Raw genomic sequence first — 15,583 nt, 5'->3', positions numbered from 1 at the left:
AGCGCCATGCAAATCGCAGGCCGCACGCTTCGGCCGCCAAATGCCGCTTTAGCTCAGTCGGTAGAGCACATCATTCGTAATGATGGGGTCACGTGTTCGAGTCACGTAAGCGGCACCATTTCCCTCTGAAACCACTGTGTTTTTGGCCTTGCTTTCGTTTGCCGGAGAAACAAGGTGGCGCGTAACTGGCGCGTTGGCGACGACTTCACGCACAAGAGCGTCTAACGCAGCACAAGCGTTCTTAAGATAGTTCGTGTCGCCGTGTGGACCGGCATCCTGTTTCTTCATCAGAATTGTGTGGAACGCTGCTTAGCTCGCCACGCTTGAATGCTCGATTGATAGCAGCCTTGCCAACAGCCAGCACACGATTGGCGCTGCTGTTACGCATACCCTTTGCTGTCAGGAAATCGTGAAACTTCTCCTGCCGCTTCACGTCTCTTACATCGGCTACCGTGGAAGCTTCCCGAAACTCAATCCAGTAATTCACAGAGGTCAAGGCATGGTCAGCCGAGCGCAGAGTGTGGCTGAAGGTTCTTAAGGAGGACAGCCGCGATCTTCACGGCTGCGAGTTATGCCGGGCAGTCCACTGACTACCTTTGGAAGAAGGCGTTTCCGGATACCGAACAGCAGGACCACAAGGAAGCTGCCGAATAACGAATATTGCTTGGTACACCCTTTCGGTGTGCCAAGCTATTTTGTTCCGGCCTAGCTATATACAAGCACGGAAACGACCAAGATCGACAACGGCCACGCCATGTGAACATTCGGTCGAGGCTCACGGGAAAGCCCACCGTGTCCAGCAACGGGGGATGATGATGGAGCGCTAGGACCATTTGGCCGTTTGCTCTGCCACCGCGACATCACAATCCCCGCTACGGCGGGGTTTATTTTGCGATCGAGGCTGTGGCCTGTGGCGAAAAACGATCCATCAGCTGAGTTCCGCCGAAGTAGGTGACGCCACCCACGAATACGAACACGAACGCTAGCACGGACAGAATAGCGAACCGACCCTTGGCCGTTGCAGTCCTGTTCTTGAAATCAAGGATGAGGGAGTTTTCATTTTCCTGCATCGGCGCATTTCTCCTTAACAAAAAGAAAAAACCGCCTGCTACTGCTACGCATTAAACAGAATCGTTTGATTCCTGCAATAGGCCCGGTACCGAGACAGTACCGGCTGTTAAGGCTTCAGCAACCCGCCGATTTACGCGACCTTCTCTCAACACGCTGAAATGTTTCATGGATTCCTAGTTCCCCGCAGGCTTGCGTATCACAAGATTTATTCGCGGTAAAAGTATCGATTGACAGCCCCTTTTCACAGGCTCAAATGCCATCCGGCCCCTGCCGCAAGTGCCACGAAAACAAAGAGAATCCAGCGCCAGCCGAGGGCCAAAATCACCGAAACCAGCACCAGCGTCATTAAGACGGCGATCGGCGCAGCCTTCAGCGATTTTTTCTCGTCTACTTGGATGGGCATGCTGCCTCCACCGTCTCCCTAGTGTCATGGACAGGGTCGACAGTGAAATTAGTTGCACTAAAGGCCGCGCACCCGGCCCGCCGCTTGAGGTAGTATCTTCGACGGCAACGGACAGCGTTAAGCTAATTTTACTGGGCTGCAGCGCAACTTAGGAGGGTACAGGCCATGGAGGGCGGGGTATCAGGGCGGCCGTTGCGTCCTTTCGATTGCGAACTATCCGCAAGGAACAATGCCGCCGCCGGACAGGTTCTCCCCTCTGAGACAACAAGGATGGAGAAAACCATGTCCTGTAAACTCATCGCGATATCGCTTCTTTCGATCGGCCTTGCCGGCTCGGCGCTGGCGCAGACGACCGGCGGTGCAAATTCCAGTGGGCGGCTTTCGGTGGCGCCTGTCATCGGCGGCTCGGGGAGCTCGGGCGCGGGTTCGGCCGGTACCGGATCCGTCGGTACGGGCTCGGCCGGCACCGGCTCTGTCGGCACCGATCCCGGTACGACCGGCAGCACCATCGGCAACACCTCCGGCTCTGGCGGCGTCGATCTGAATAGCGGTCGCAGCACGATCAATCGCGGCGGCGTCAATCCGGATCTTCAGCAGGTGCCGGGCTGCACCGCCGGCACCGGTTCACTCAGCGAGGCATGCCAGCAGTGAGGAAGGGCGAGCGTCCGCCTCCGATAGAATGAGGGCCCGGCCGCGATCGCGCCGGGCCTTTATTTCGGCTGACGTCGCGCAAAAACGATGGCTGCCACGAGAATTGCTTTACCGACTGGCTTTCAGGTCGTAGAACGACTGCATCCTCCGCACATGGCGCATCGCCCCACACCTCAGCCAGCCTGCCGATATTTTCCGGCGTCCGCGGAGCACCCGAAGAGGATCGTCATGTCGAATGCAGCGCATCGCTCGAACCGCGTGCTTGTCGTCGCGACCATCATGCTCGCGACATTCATGGTTGCCATCGAGGCGACGATCGTGGCGACCGCCATGCCGCGCATCGTCGGCCAGCTCGGCGGATTTTCCTATTACAGCTGGGTGTTTTCGGCCTTCCTGCTGGCGCAGTCGACGACGACAGTCATCTACGGCAAGCTTTCCGATATTTTCGGGCGCAAGCCGGTGCTGATCGGCGGGATTATCATCTTCCTCGCCGGCTCGGCGCTCTGCGGCTTTGCCTGGTCGATGATGTCGCTGGTGCTGTTCCGGCTGCTGCAGGGGCTGGGTGCCGGCGCCATCCAGCCGGTGACGATGACGATCATCGGCGATCTCTTCAAGCTCGAGGAACGCGGCCGGGTGCAGGGCGCGATGGCGACCGTCTGGGCGACCTCGGCCGTCATCGGGCCGCTTGCCGGCGGCATCATCGTCGACAATATCTCCTGGGCCTGGATCTTCTGGATCAACCTGCCGATCGGCATCGTCTCGATTGTTGCCTTCATGATCTTCCTGAAGGAGGACGTTGCGCACCAGCAGGCAAGGATCGATTATCTCGGGTCGGTGCTGTTTTCGGTCTCGATCGTCGCCCTGCTCGTCATGCTGACGGAAACCGATGCGGGCGCCTCAATCCTGCTGTCGCTTTTCGCCGTCTTCGTCGTCGCGGGGCTGCTCTTCCTCGCCCAGGAGAAACGGGCGCCGGAGCCGATCATTTCGATCGCGCTCTGGAGCCGCCGGCTGATCGCCACCAGCAATGCGGCGACGCTGCTTGCCGGCATGGCGCTGATCGGGCTTTCCACTATCCTGCCGATCTATGTGCAAGGCGTGCTCGGCCGCTCGCCGATCGTTGCCGGCTTCACGCTCACCATGCTGATCGTCGGCTGGCCCATGGCCGTCATTCTTTCCGGCCGCTTCTACAAGGCTTTCGGCATTCGCCGGACGTTGCGCGTCGGCAGCCTGATGTTTCCGTTCGGCGCCTGTTTCCTGCTGTTCCTGACGCCGGAAAGCTCACCGGTTCTGGCCGGCGCCGGCTCCTTCTTCATGGGCTTCGGCATGGGACTGATCAGCCTGACCAGCATCGTGCTGGTCCAGGACAGCGTCGAATGGTCGATGCGCGGCAGCGCCACCGCCTCGATCATCTTCGCCCGCAGCCTCGGCAATACGCTCGGCGCCACCGTGCTCGGCGCCATCCTCAACGCCGGCATCAGCCACCATGCGAGCGGCGAGACGGCGGCGGCCCTGCACAATGCGCTGAACCAGCCGACCGGGCTCTCGGCGCTCGCCGCCGACCCGGCGATCCGCGGCGTCTTCAATGCGGCCCTGCACTGGAGCTTCTGGGGCGTGGTCGTCGTGGCCGTCCTGACATTCTTCACCACCTGGCTGATCCCGGTCGGCCATGGCCGCAAACGCGAAGAGCCGGCGGTGGCCAGCGAAGCGGCCTCGCATTGACCGTTGCGTTCTTCATGGCAGCGCCGAGCGGCGGCTGTCCAGAACGCGCAGGATCAGGTTGCGCCTTCCCTTGCGCTGGCCAAGATCGATATCGCTGACGAGCTTCGCGCCGCCCTCGCGCCGTTCCAGGGTGATCTTGCGGCTATGGAAGGCTTCGAGCTCGGCGCGGTGGGCGACGCTGATGATGGTCACTGTCGGCATTTCGTCGATCACCATCTCCATCATGCTGTCCTGGCTCTTCTCATCCAGCGCCGAGGTGGCTTCGTCGAGCACGATGATATCGGGATTGTGCAGCAGCAGCCGGGCAAAGGCGAGCCGCTGCTTTTCGCCGCCGGACAGGATCTGATCCCATGGCGCGTCTTCCTCGATCTTTTCGTTGAGATAATCCAGTCCCACCTTGGTCAACGCCGCGGTGATCTCCTCCGGCGTCCAGCTGTCGGCGGCGCGGGGATAGGCGACGGCGCGGCGAAGCGTGCCGGACGGGATATAGGGCCGCTGCGGCAACATGAACAAGCGCCGGTCGGCGTGGAAATCGACGCTGCCGTGGCCCCACGGCCAGAGACCGGCGATGGCGCGCACCAGCGTGCTCTTGCCCGAGCCGGATTCTCCGGCCACCAGCACCCGCTCGCCCGGCACGATCTCGACATGGGTCTCCTTGACCACGGCGGTGCCGTCGTCGAGCGACACGGAGAGATCGTTCAGATTGAGGATCGCATTGCCTTGGGTTTCGCTGTGCTTAATGCGTCTCAGCGCATCGTTCTGTTCGGCGCGCTCGAGGCCGTCGAGCGACGTCATCAGCGAGGCAATGCGCCGCGCACAGGCGTTCCAGTCGGCAAGACGCGGGTAGTTGTCGACCAGCCAGCCGAAGGCGTGCTGAACGATGGCGAAGGCGGAGGCGGCCTGCATGACCTCGCCGAGCGTCATGCCGCCGGCGAGAAACTTCGGCGCGCACAGCAGGAGCGGCACGACGGGCGCAATCAGCATCGACCCGTGCGACACGAAGGTCGTGCGCATGTGCTGTCGCGCAAGCAGCGCCCATTGCTTGAGCACGTTGGAAAATGTCTTGTCGAGATCGCTCCGCTCCTCCTCCTCGCCGCCGAGCAAGGCGATGCTCTCCCCATTTTCGCGCACACGGGTCAGCGTGTAGCGGAGCTCGGCCTCCACCTGGTTCTTGACCTCGGAGACCTGGACGAAGTGACGGCCAATGATCGCGATCACGGTTGAGGTGATCACGGCATAGAGAACCGCAGTGACGACGAGAAAGCCGGGAATGGTGATGGTCGCCCCTGCGACCGGCAGCTCGAGCGCTCCGCCGATGGTCCACAGCACGACGATGAAGGTCGAGGCCGCCAGAAATGCGGAAATGACGCCGGCGATGAAATCGACCGGCGCTTCGGTGGCAATGCGCAAATCCTCCGAGATGCGCGCCTCGGGATTCTTGTGATCGCCGCCGATCAGGTTCAGCTGATAATAACGGCCGTTGGCGAGCCAGCGCGCGATCACCGCCGCCGTCAGCCAGGAGCGCCAGCGGCGCTGGATCATCATGCGGACATAGACTTGCGCAGTGACGAGGGCGACGCTTCCGAGCACGAGCGGCACGAAGACGGCGCTCAGGTAATAGACGGTGCCGGCGTCGTGCCGCTCGATGGCGTCGAAGATCCCGCGGTTCCAGCGATTGATCCCATATTGGAAACCGACATTCATGCAGATCATTACCAGCAGACCGATCGAGCACGGCCAGGCGAGCCTGTCGCCACTGCTGCCCCAGTAATGGCGGGCGCTGATCCAGAAACGTTTCAGCAAATATCGCTTGCGCGCCTGCTCGGCCTCCTCGGGCGTGAGCTCCGGACTGGGTTCGATGGCTGGCGGCGGCGCGGCCTCGACAGTCGATGCCTTCTCGGGGCGCGACTTCTCGGCACCGTGCTCCTCGGTGCCGTCGACCGATTTCGGGTTGAGTTTAGCGTCGGTCATAAGCCAGACAACGGCTTACAATTCGAAAGGTTTCATGAGGCCGATGCCGGAGGCGGCATCGCAGGTCTCAAGGGGACGAGGCGCAGCAGCCGCACGGGCGCTGTTACGACGCCTTGTCCGCGCCGACGACATAGCTGTCATTCGCCGCGTTCTGGATCATCGCGATGGCGACCGGCGGAACGATGAAACTCCAGATGCCGAGCCAGGCAATCGAAACGACGTTTCCCCGGCCTCTGTCGCGAGCCCGCTCGTTGAGGAGATCGCCAAGGGTCATGACGAGAACCGGCAATCCGAGCGGTACGAGGATCGCGATCAGCATGGCGGCAAGCGGCGTCAGCAGTCGCGGCGATGGTGCTGCGCCCGCAAGCTCGCCGTGGATGCGATAGACCCAATAAGCAAGATAGATAAAACCGGCCACGGCAATGGCGAAGACCAGAAGTGTCAGGAGCAGCGCGATCGAAGAACCGCTGATGCCGACATCATTTGCCTGAAACAGACGAATGCCGACCGCCGCCAGCAGAATCAGGATCGGCGGGGTGATCAGGATGACGGCAACGAGAAGAGGCGAGCGTCGCCGCGTCGCAATCGGCTTGTGGCGGGGACGCGGCGCGTCGTCGAAGGCGAGGTTGCCGGCCGGCACCAGCAAGACGACGGCGAGGAGCAGGCAGGCCAGAAAGGCAGAAACGACCGGCACGGCGCCGAGATCGAGCCCGTATAACCACGACGCGCCGACCGGCGCAAAGGCCGAGATCAGGATCGTCGTCGACATCAGCGTGAGAGCGCAGCCGAAGTCGATTTTGCCCGGTCGCCCGCCCACCAGGAATATCGCGCTCGCGAGCGGGAAGACCGCCCGGAGGGCGCCGAGAATCAGGCCAAAGAAGAGCAAAGAGCCCGGCGACCCCCACAAGGCAGGCGCCGGCAGAAAAGCGACGGCGACGACAGCACAGACGAGAATGGGAGTGATCAGTGCCGACCGGCCATGGCGGCCCGCGACGATAAAGGCCAGAAAGGCGCCGACGACCCAGCCGAGGGTGGAGCCGAAATAGAAGATCCCGATCGTCTGAGCACTGCTGCCCGCCATTTGCGAGATCACGGGAAAGACCGTGCTCAGACCTTGGCCGGCGACGGCTATGAGAAGCGAGGAAAGGAAGACTGCCCAATAGCGATAGGTGCTGAGGAAATCAGCCAGCGTCCATTCGGTATCGCTGGCGGAGGCAGAGGTGTTTTCCATCGGAACCTGCTTTCCATTGATGACCATCGCTGATCGCGGGCGTGGATGCGTCGACCAGGCGTATCGAGGAATTATTTCAATAGCGCTGACACTGCAGCGGGATCAACCCAGAGTTTTGCCGACATGGCATGGTGGAATTATAAATGTGAGATAGACTAATCGTCGTTGGTCCTGCCGTGTGGCCCCCTCATCCGACCCTTCGGGCCACCTTCTCCCCGAGGGGAGAAGAGGGAGCAAGGCGTGCCGACACTGCCCAAAAAAACCTGTCTGCTTAAAGGCACTCCGTTTAATGGGACCCGTGGCGAAGCGGCATTCTCCCTCTTCTCCCCTCGGGGAGAAGGTGGCCCGAAGGGTCGGATGAGGGGGCTGCACGGCACGGCTTTGGTTGCCCTTCTCTTACGCTCCTCACACGCTCTCCGTCGCGATCTGCGGCAGGGATTGCAGCAGGGTCTGGCGGGCGGAGCGCAGATGGACGCGGCAGGCTTTCTCGATGGCCGCCTGGTCGCCGGATTCGAGTGCGGCGATGTAATCGAGATGTTCGTGGATGGCGCGCTCGTTGCGCTCGCGGGCAGCAGTCTTGTTCCACTGGTAGTGATAATGGAAGATGATGGCGATCGCGTCGTAGAAATCGGCGATGAAGCGGTTCTTCGAGGCGCGGTGGATCAAGAGGTGGAAACGCTCGTCGAGGACGGAGAAATCCTTGAAGCGCTGGTTGATGTCGGCGAGCATGGCGAGATGCTCCTCGCGCATAGTGGCGAGATCGGTCCAGGCCTGATTGTCGCGGGGAAGCCGGCCGAATTCGGCAGCCGAATGCAGCTCGAACATCTCGCGCACATCGGCGAGTTCGAGCGCGAATTCGCGGGTGAAGCCTTTCAGCGTCCAATGGCTGTTCGGCCGCTTCTCGATGAGGCCGAAGCGGGAGAAACGGATCAGGAATTCGCGCACGCTCGTCGTGCCGGTGCCGATCTCTCGGGCAAGCTCCAGCTCGTTGATCTGCATGCCGGGCGCGGCATCATCGGAAAGGATGCGCTGCATGAAGCTGCGCTCGATGATGTCGTGCAGGGAATCCGTTTCTTCCGAGGGAAAGAGGTCGCGGTCGGTCGGCTGGCGCAGCACGGTCTTCTGGCGTTTGTTCCAGCGGATGATACCTTCCTCGCTCAGACGGGTGAGGATGGCGCGCGCGGTGGAACGGCTGACGCCGAGCTGGGCGGCGATCTCCGGCTCCGAGGGCAGCGCGGTATCCGTGCGCAGGGCCACAGCATACCTGTTATAGGCTTCCTTGAAGACCGTGTTCTGCCTTGCCATCCGACCCCCGCTTTCCGCCCGCGTGCCAGAACGCCATTCCGCCGAAAGGCGGAAGAGAGTTAGACACCGCAGCGTGTTCAAACGACCATTAGCGTATTTCCACGCGCCTGCGGCGCATCGCCGTCCTCGTCCACAGGATCAATATTCCCGTTGACTTGAAAATGTTTATTGTAGATAAAAAACAAAATCAATGCGCATGTGCCATTCGAAAACCGCGTGATGCTTCTGGAGAGATGAGTTTGGACAAACAGCCTTGGATCATCCTGTCGGCGGGCGACAATGTCGCGGTCGCGACGGCCGCCATCGCGCCGGGTTCGACGGTTGCCGGCATCGTGGCCTCTCAGAAAATCGATCCCGGCCATAAGGTGGCGATCGCGGATATTCCGCTCGGGTCCCCCGTCGTGAAATACGGCCAGGCGATCGGCCGCACTACGGCCGAGGTCAAGGCCGGCGACCATGTGCACAGCCACAATCTGCATTTCGAAAACGACCGGCTTGCCGCGACCGCCAATTCGGCGCCGGAAGCAGCGACCGGCGAAGACAAGGCGCGCACCTTCATGGGCTATCGCCGCGCCGACGGGCGGGCAGCGACGCGCAACTATATCGGCATCATCGCCAGCGTGAACTGTTCGACCACGGTCTGCCGGGCGATCGCCGACGAGGCGAACCGGACGATCCTGCCGCATTATGACGGCATCGACGGTTTCGTGCCGATCGTGCACGACCAGGGCTGCGGCATGAGCTCGACCGGCGACGGCATGAACGTGCTGCACCGGACTCTGGCCGGCTATACCAGACATGTGAATTTCGGCGGCGTGCTGATGATCGGCCTCGGCTGCGAGGTCAACCAGCTGACGCTGTACGGCCAGAGCGGTGCGGGCGCCTCCAAACGGCATTTCAACATTCAGGATGCCGGCGGCTCGCGCCGGGCGGTCGAGCGCGCCATGGGCGTTCTGCGCGAAATCGCGGCCGACGTCGGCAGGGAAAAACGCGTGCCGATCCTGATCGGCGAGATCATCATCGGCCTGCAATGCGGCGGTTCGGACGGGTTTTCCGGCATCACCGCCAATCCGGCGCTCGGCGTGGCGGCCGATCTTCTGGCGGCGGCCGGCGGCACGGCGATCCTGTCGGAAACCTCGGAAATCTATGGTGCGGAACATCTGCTGCGCAGTCGCGCAGTGAGCGACGAAGTAGCTAAGAAGCTCGACGAGAAAATCGCCTGGTGGGAGGAGTATGTGGCGCTGCACGGCGCCTCGCTTGATAACAACCCCTCGCCCGGCAACAAGCGCGGCGGCCTGACCACCATTCTGGAAAAATCGCTCGGCGCCGTCGCCAAGGGCGGGCGCTCGCCGCTGACGGCGGTCTATGGTTATGCCGAGCGGGTCACCGCCCCCGGCCTCGTCTTCATGGACACACCAGGCTACGATCCTGTCTCGGCGACTGGCCAGGTGGCGGGCGGGGCGAATATGATCGCCTTCACCACCGGCCGCGGCAGCTGCTTCGGCTGCCGGCCGGCGCCGTCGCTGAAGCTTTCCAGCAATTCGGCGCTCTATGCGGCAATGGAAGAAGACATGGACATCGATTGCGGCACGATCGCCACCGGCGATGCGACGATCAGCGGCAAGGGCCGCGAGATCTTCGACCTGATCATCGAGACGGCCTCCGGCAAAAGGACGAAGAGCGAACTCTTCGGCTACGGCGACAATGAATTCGTGCCCTGGCATCTCGGCGCAACGCTCTGATCTGAAATAGAAAATCCCGAAAGCTTGGCGAGGAGGCGTGATGAAGACGAGACGGATCGGCAGGACCAAGCTCGAAGTGACCGAAATCAGCTATGGGGCGGCGCCCTTGGGCGGTCTCTACCGGGCCTGCCCGCGCGAGCAGGCGATGGAAACGCTGCAGGCAGCCTGGAACAGCGGCATCCGCTATTTCGATGTCGCCCCCTGGTATGGGCTCGGCCTTGCGGAACGGCGGGTCGGCGATTTCCTGCGCGTTCAGCCGGATCGGTCCTACGTGCTCTCCACCAAGGTCGGCCGGCTGCTGCGGCCGGTGCCGACGGGAACCGTGCCTGACTACAGCTATGTCGACCCGCTCTCCTTCGATGCCGATTACGACTATTCCTATGACGGCATCATGCGCTCGGTCGAGTTCAGCTATGCCCGCCTCGGCCTCAACCGCATCGACATTCTCTATGTGCACGATATCGGCGTCTATACGCATGGTGCAGCAAAGAACGCGGTCTACCAGAAGCAACTGCTCGATTCCGGCGTGAAGGCGCTGGAAGAACTGAAATCTTCCGGTGCGATCTCCGCCTTCGGCCTCGGCGTCAACGAAGTGCCGGTCTGCCTCGACGTGATGCGCCATGCCGATCTCGACTGCATCCTGCTTGCCGGCCGCTATACGCTGCTCGACCGTTCGGCGGTCGCCGAACTGCTGCCGCTCTGCCGGCAGAAGGGGACCTCGCTCGTGATCGGCGGCGTCTTCAACTCCGGCATTCTCGCCACCGGCCCTGTGCCCGGCTCGCATTTCGACTATATGCCGGCAAGCGAGGACGTGCTTGCCAAGGTCGGCGCGATGGAGGCGATCGCCAAGCGGCATGGGGCGCCGCTCGCCGCTGCCGCCATGCAGTTTCCGTTGCGCGATCCGATCGTCGCCTCGGTGCTGATCGGCACGGCGAAGCCTTCGAGCCTGACACGCAACATGGAGACCGTCGAGCCGCCGCTGCCCGATAGCATCTACGGCGAATTTGAGCCCTATACGCTGGTCGCGCCGCCGCTCGGCGCCGATGCGGTCAGAGTCTGAAGGAGACGCCATGCTCAAGGGTATTCATCCGCTGCTCGGTCCCGACCTGCTTCATGCGCTGAAGACCATGGGCCATGGCGACGATATCGTCATAGCGGACGCCAATTTTCCCTCGGGCTCGATGGGCCCGCCGGTCATTCGCGCCGACGGCGTCAGCGCCACCGACATGGCCGAGGCCATCCTGACCCACATGCCGCTCGACACTTTCGTGCCGGAGACCGCATGGCGGATGGAGGTGGTCGGCGATCCCCGGGCCGTGCCCGTGGTCTGCGCCGAGTTCCAAGAGATCGTCTCCAGGCGCGCCGGCGATTTTACCATCGTGCCGGTGGAGCGCTTCGCCTTCTATGCGATGGCCCGCAAGGCCGCCTATATCGTCGCGACGACGGAATTCCGGCTGTATGGCAACCTGATTCTGAAAAAGGGCGTCGTGCATCCGCACGAGGTCGATCTCGCCTGACACCTATTTTAGGTTATGGTTGTATTGAAATGAAATCAGCTATTTGTAGGGAGTTTACGGAAACAAAAAAGCCCTGTTGACGCACTTGCAATTTGTTTGCGCCTCGGCTAGCTTCTCCCTGCAAATGTTTTTTATCGATAAAAACCATCCGCCAGCGTTCAGCGGTTCGGTTTATTGGAGGAGAACGCATCCTGAGAGGAGAACCCTTATGAGCATCGTGAAATCCCTTCTGTCCCGCCGCGCCTTTACCGCGCTGGCAGGCGCCGCCGTCATCGCCACGGCGATGCCGGTCACGTCCTTTGCCGCCGATGTGACGATCCCGATCATCGTCAAGGACACGACGTCCTTCTATTGGCAGATCGTTCTGGCCGGCGCCCGCAAGGCCGGCAAGGATCTCGGCGTCAACGTGCCGGAACTCGGCGCCCAGGCCGAATCCGACATCAACGGCCAGATCAGCATTCTTGAGAACGCCGTTGCCGGCAAGCCGGCCGCCATCGTCATCTCGCCGACGGAATTCAAGGCGCTCGGCAAGCCGATCGATGAAGCCGCCAAGTCGGTTCCGATCATCGGCATCGACTCAGGCGCCGACTCCAAGGCGTTCAAGTCGTTCCTGACGACCGACAACGTCCAGGGCGGCCGCATCGCCGCCGATGGTCTTGCCGCCGCCATCAAGGAGATGACCGGCAAGGAAGAAGGCGACATCGTCATCCTCACCAATCTTCCCGGCGTCGGCTCGCTGGAGCAGCGCCGCGAAGGCTTCCTGGATCAGATCAAGACCAAGCATCCCGGCCTGAAGGTCATCGCCGACAAGTATGGTGACGGCCAGGCAACGACCGGCCTCAACATGATGACCGACCTGATCACCGCCAATCCGAACCTCGTCGGTGTCTTCGCCTCGAACCTCATCCTGGCGCAGGGCGTTGGCCAGGCGATCGCCGAAAACAAGCTCGGCGACAAGATCAAGGTCATCGGCTTCGACAGCGACGACAAGACGGTCGGCTTCCTCAAGGACGGTGCGATCGCCGGCCTCGTCGTTCAGGACCCCTATCGCATGGGCTATGACGGCATCAAGACCGCGCTTGCCGTCTCCAAGGGCGAAAAGGTTCCTGAGAATGTCGATACCGGCGCCAATCTCGTCACCAAGGCGAACATGGCCGATCCGAAGATCGACGCGCTCCTGAACCCGAAGATCAAGTAAGGCGACAAGCGGCCGCGCCGGCTCAAAAACCGGCGCGGCCTTTTCTATCCAGGTTATCAGGGGCCATGGTATGGTTCAGCAGGGATGGAGCAGACGCGACAAGAGGAGGAGAGGTCCATGATCGGACTGGAAGAGGTCAGTCATCGCCATGATGACAGCGCCACGCTGAAAGAAGCCAATCGCATTCCCGCCGGATCGGCTATCCTCGAACTGAAAGGCCTGCAGAAGAATTACGGTCATGTGCAGGCGCTGAAGCCGGCGACGCTGACCTTCCTGGCCGGAGAGATCCACGCCATCGTCGGCGAAAACGGCGCCGGCAAATCCACCCTCATCAAATTGCTCACCGGTGTCATCACCCGCACGGCCGGCGAAGTGCTGTGGTGCGGCCATCCGGTCGCGCTGTCGACGCCGAACGAGGCGATTGCCCGCGGCATCAACGCCGTGCACCAGGAAGTCGTCCTCTGCCCGCACCTGACGGTCGCCGCCAACCTTTTCCTCGGCGACGAGGTCAACCGTTACGGCCTGATGCGCAAGAAGCAGATGGAGAAGATGGCGCAGGCCGTGCTCGACGATCTCGGCTTCGGTCTGCCGGCCGGCGCGCTCCTGAGCTCGCTGACGATCGGCCAGCAGCAGCTGGTGGCAACGGCACGGGCGGCGATGCGCGGCACGCAGTTCCTGATCTTCGACGAACCCACCGCCTATCTGACGCGCCAGGAATCGGCGCAGTTGTTCAAGCTGATCCGCCGCCTGCAGGGCGAAGGCGTCACCATCGTCTATATCAGCCACCGCATGGAGGAAGTGTTCGAACTGGCCGACCGTGTCTCTGTGCTGCGCGACGGCACGCATGTCGGCACGCGGCTGATCGGCGAGACCAACGATGCCGAGCTGATCGCTTTGATGATCAACCGCTCGATCGAGCAGATCTACCACAAGGAAGAGATCGGCTTCGGCGAGACGATCGTCGAGGTCAAGGGTCTTTCGGGTCCGGGTTTCGAGGACGTGTCGCTCAGCGTCAAGGCCGGACAGATCGTCGGTCTCTACGGGTTGATCGGCGCCGGCCGCAGCGAATTTGCGCTCGGCCTCTACGGACGCCAGCCGATCAGTTCAGGCGAAATCCACTGGATGGGTAAACGTGTCGATATCCGCAATGAACGCACGGCGATGGAGCTCGGCATTGCACTGGCGCCGGAAAGCCGTCGCGATCAGGGGCTTTGCCTCAACCTGCCGATCGGCCTCAACATTAACCTGCCGGTCTTCGGGCGCCTCAGCCAAGGACCGGTGATCAGTCATACGCGGGAATCGGCCAATGCCGACAGGCAGATCCGCGATCTCAGCATCAAGACGCCGAGCCGGCGCGTGCCGGCCTCCAGCATGTCCGGCGGCAACCAGCAGAAGATCGTCATCGGCAAGTGGCTGAGCCACGGCGCAAGGCTGTTCATCTTCGATGAGCCGACCGTCGGCGTCGACGTCGGTACCAAGGCGGAAATCTACCGGCTGTTCGCCAAACTTCTGAAGGAGGGGGCCGGCATCATTCTGATTTCCTCCTACCTGCCCGAGGTCTACGAACTGGCCGACCGGCTGCACGTCTTCCGCGGCGGCCGGCTCGTCGCCAGCCATGATTTCCACGCGGCGACGCATGAGCAAGTGCTCAGCGAAGCGATCGGCGTCTGAGCACAAGCAATTCCAGCAAAAGTGCGCTGCGGTTTTGCGTTCGGAAATTGCGTGAGAACAAAGAGATAGAGAATTTCGGTCATTCGGAAAACGGAAATTCTCTAAGAGGGAGAAAATTCATGACTGCCACCCCCACCGAAATCGTCGCGCCACCGCCACGCCGGAAAATGAACATCCTGTTCGGCCTGACCCTGATCGGCCTGCTGATCTTCCTCTGGATCGTGCTCGGCTTCGTCACCGCCAGCTTCTGGACGCCGCTCAACATCTCCAACCTGCTGCGTCAAGGAGCGATGACGGCGATCCTGGCGCTCGGCCAGACCTTCGTCATCATCACCGCCGGCATCGATCTGTCGGTCGGCGCGATCGTCGGTTTCTGCACCGTCATCATCGCCTGGCTGTTGCAGGCGGGCGTGCCGCTCTGGGCGGCGATCCTGCTGACGCTCGCCATGGGCGTCGCGATCGGCGCCTTCCACGGCTTCGGCATCGTCCATATGGGCCTGCCGCCGTTCATCATCACGCTGGCGACCCTGACGTCGCTGCGCGGCATCGGCCTGCTGATCACCAACGGCTCGACAATCAGCATCACCGACGAAAGCTTCAGCAATTTCGCCCGCGCCGATTTCCTCGGCATTCCGAGCCTGTTCTGGATGGTCATCCTGGTGGCGGTGCCCTCCTTCGTCTTCCTGCATCTGAGCCGCTGGGGCCGCTATCTCTTCGCCGTCGGCTCGAATGCCGAAGCGGCGCGCCTCTCCGGCGTCAACGTCAAGGGCATGATCTACCTTGCCTATATTCTCTCGGCCGGCTTCGCCGCCTTCGTCGGCGTGCTGCTCGCCTCGCGCATCGCCATCGGTAATGCGACGCAGGCCGACGGCTGGGAACTGCAGGCGATCGCCTCCTCCGTCATCGGCGGCACCAGCCTGTTCGGCGCGGTCGGTTCGGTGCACGGCCCGCTGATCGGCGCCTTCATCCTCGCCACCATCAACAACGGCGCCAATCTTCTGAACGTCAACTCCTTCTGGCAGCGCATCATCACCGGTCTGCTGATCATCGTGATCGTCTTCTTCGACCAGTTGCGCCGCCGCAAGAGCAGTTGAGAAACATCGA

General features: G+C 62.0%; 13 protein-coding genes and 1 tRNA gene. 9 read left to right on the top strand and 5 right to left on the bottom strand.

Translation table 11 applies throughout. The features are described 5' to 3' along the window. The first annotated feature begins 42 nt into the window (after positions 1 to 42). A tRNA-Thr gene (locus K6M89_RS28475) sits at positions 43 to 118 on the top strand. A 766-nt stretch (positions 119 to 884) separates the two neighbouring features. Here the strand turns inward: K6M89_RS28475 and K6M89_RS28470 are convergent. Both K6M89_RS28470 and K6M89_RS28465 read right to left on the bottom strand, forming a co-directional pair. Then, the gene (locus K6M89_RS28470; RefSeq protein ID WP_222141753.1) at positions 885 to 1,070 is read right to left on the bottom strand and encodes a hypothetical protein; all 186 of its coding nucleotides are present in this window, start codon (positions 1,068 to 1,070) and stop codon (positions 885 to 887) included. A gap of 242 nt (positions 1,071 to 1,312) precedes the next feature. After that, a complete protein-coding gene (locus K6M89_RS28465; protein ID WP_222141752.1) occupies positions 1,313 to 1,474 on the bottom strand; it encodes a hypothetical protein in 162 nt (53 codons plus the stop codon). Between the two features lie 270 nt (positions 1,475 to 1,744). On the opposite strand from K6M89_RS28465, the gene K6M89_RS28460 reads away from it, so the two are divergent. Further along, a complete protein-coding gene (locus tag K6M89_RS28460; protein WP_222141751.1) occupies positions 1,745 to 2,125 on the top strand; it encodes a hypothetical protein in 381 nt (126 codons plus the stop codon). Between the two features lie 228 nt (positions 2,126 to 2,353). Continuing rightward, the gene (locus tag K6M89_RS28455; RefSeq protein ID WP_222141750.1) at positions 2,354 to 3,844 is read left to right on the top strand and encodes an MDR family MFS transporter; all 1,491 of its coding nucleotides are present in this window, start codon (positions 2,354 to 2,356) and stop codon (positions 3,842 to 3,844) included. Positions 3,845 to 3,856: 12 nt separating this feature from the next. Here K6M89_RS28455 and K6M89_RS28450 read toward each other — a convergent pair whose 3' ends face one another. The 3 genes from K6M89_RS28450 to K6M89_RS28440 all read right to left on the bottom strand — a co-directional run bounded on the left by K6M89_RS28450 (position 3,857) and on the right by K6M89_RS28440 (position 8,351). Beyond that, entirely contained in the window at positions 3,857 to 5,815 is a 1,959-nt protein-coding gene (locus tag K6M89_RS28450; protein ID WP_222141749.1) for an ABC transporter ATP-binding protein/permease, read from the bottom strand. Between the two features lie 103 nt (positions 5,816 to 5,918). Next, complete coding sequence (locus K6M89_RS28445) at positions 5,919 to 7,046, bottom strand: hypothetical protein (protein WP_222141748.1); 1,128 nt, start codon at positions 7,044 to 7,046, stop codon at positions 5,919 to 5,921. Between the two features lie 405 nt (positions 7,047 to 7,451). Further along, complete coding sequence (locus tag K6M89_RS28440; protein ID WP_097579606.1) at positions 7,452 to 8,351, bottom strand: GntR family transcriptional regulator; 900 nt, start codon at positions 8,349 to 8,351, stop codon at positions 7,452 to 7,454. A gap of 239 nt (positions 8,352 to 8,590) precedes the next feature. On the opposite strand from K6M89_RS28440, the gene K6M89_RS28435 reads away from it, so the two are divergent. The 6 genes from K6M89_RS28435 to K6M89_RS28410 all read left to right on the top strand — a co-directional run bounded on the left by K6M89_RS28435 (position 8,591) and on the right by K6M89_RS28410 (position 15,573). Continuing rightward, complete coding sequence (locus tag K6M89_RS28435; RefSeq protein ID WP_222141747.1) at positions 8,591 to 10,093, top strand: UxaA family hydrolase; 1,503 nt, start codon at positions 8,591 to 8,593, stop codon at positions 10,091 to 10,093. Positions 10,094 to 10,133: 40 nt separating this feature from the next. Next, complete coding sequence (locus K6M89_RS28430) at positions 10,134 to 11,153, top strand: aldo/keto reductase (protein WP_222141746.1); 1,020 nt, start codon at positions 10,134 to 10,136, stop codon at positions 11,151 to 11,153. Between the two features lie 10 nt (positions 11,154 to 11,163). Next, complete coding sequence (locus K6M89_RS28425; protein ID WP_222141745.1) at positions 11,164 to 11,610, top strand: RbsD/FucU family protein; 447 nt, start codon at positions 11,164 to 11,166, stop codon at positions 11,608 to 11,610. A 208-nt stretch (positions 11,611 to 11,818) separates the two neighbouring features. After that, the gene (locus tag K6M89_RS28420; protein WP_097579602.1) at positions 11,819 to 12,808 is read left to right on the top strand and encodes an ABC transporter substrate-binding protein; all 990 of its coding nucleotides are present in this window, start codon (positions 11,819 to 11,821) and stop codon (positions 12,806 to 12,808) included. 117 nt (positions 12,809 to 12,925) lie between these two features. Next, the gene (locus tag K6M89_RS28415; protein WP_222141744.1) at positions 12,926 to 14,479 is read left to right on the top strand and encodes a sugar ABC transporter ATP-binding protein; all 1,554 of its coding nucleotides are present in this window, start codon (positions 12,926 to 12,928) and stop codon (positions 14,477 to 14,479) included. 119 nt (positions 14,480 to 14,598) lie between these two features. Next, on the top strand, positions 14,599 to 15,573 hold the full coding sequence (locus tag K6M89_RS28410; protein ID WP_038686652.1) for an ABC transporter permease: 975 nt from the start codon (positions 14,599 to 14,601) through the stop codon (positions 15,571 to 15,573). The last annotated feature ends 10 nt before the right edge of the window (positions 15,574 to 15,583 follow it).

Source organism: Rhizobium croatiense, from assembly GCF_019793465.1.
GTDB classification, from domain to species: Bacteria; Pseudomonadota; Alphaproteobacteria; order Rhizobiales; family Rhizobiaceae; genus Rhizobium; species Rhizobium croatiense.
This window is presented reverse-complemented; position numbering and strand designations above follow the sequence as displayed.

Bases quoted from the DNA above. Each gene is read 5' to 3' on its own strand.
- K6M89_RS28460 (WP_222141751.1), top strand. From the start codon at position 1,745: ATGGAGAAAACCATGTCCTGTAAACTCATCGCGATATCGCTTCTTTCG.
- K6M89_RS28425 (WP_222141745.1), top strand. From the start codon at position 11,164: ATGCTCAAGGGTATTCATCCGCTGCTCGGTCCCGACCTGCTTCATGCG.
- K6M89_RS28440 (WP_097579606.1), bottom strand. From the start codon at position 8,351: ATGGCAAGGCAGAACACGGTCTTCAAGGAAGCCTATAACAGGTATGCT.
- K6M89_RS28450 (WP_222141749.1), bottom strand. From the start codon at position 5,815: ATGACCGACGCTAAACTCAACCCGAAATCGGTCGACGGCACCGAGGAG.
- K6M89_RS28430 (WP_222141746.1), top strand. From the start codon at position 10,134: ATGAAGACGAGACGGATCGGCAGGACCAAGCTCGAAGTGACCGAAATC.
- K6M89_RS28445 (WP_222141748.1), bottom strand. From the start codon at position 7,046: ATGGAAAACACCTCTGCCTCCGCCAGCGATACCGAATGGACGCTGGCT.
- K6M89_RS28470 (WP_222141753.1), bottom strand. From the start codon at position 1,070: ATGCAGGAAAATGAAAACTCCCTCATCCTTGATTTCAAGAACAGGACT.
- K6M89_RS28410 (WP_038686652.1), top strand. From the start codon at position 14,599: ATGACTGCCACCCCCACCGAAATCGTCGCGCCACCGCCACGCCGGAAA.
- K6M89_RS28420 (WP_097579602.1), top strand. From the start codon at position 11,819: ATGAGCATCGTGAAATCCCTTCTGTCCCGCCGCGCCTTTACCGCGCTG.
- K6M89_RS28465 (WP_222141752.1), bottom strand. From the start codon at position 1,474: ATGCCCATCCAAGTAGACGAGAAAAAATCGCTGAAGGCTGCGCCGATC.
- K6M89_RS28455 (WP_222141750.1), top strand. From the start codon at position 2,354: ATGTCGAATGCAGCGCATCGCTCGAACCGCGTGCTTGTCGTCGCGACC.
- K6M89_RS28415 (WP_222141744.1), top strand. From the start codon at position 12,926: ATGATCGGACTGGAAGAGGTCAGTCATCGCCATGATGACAGCGCCACG.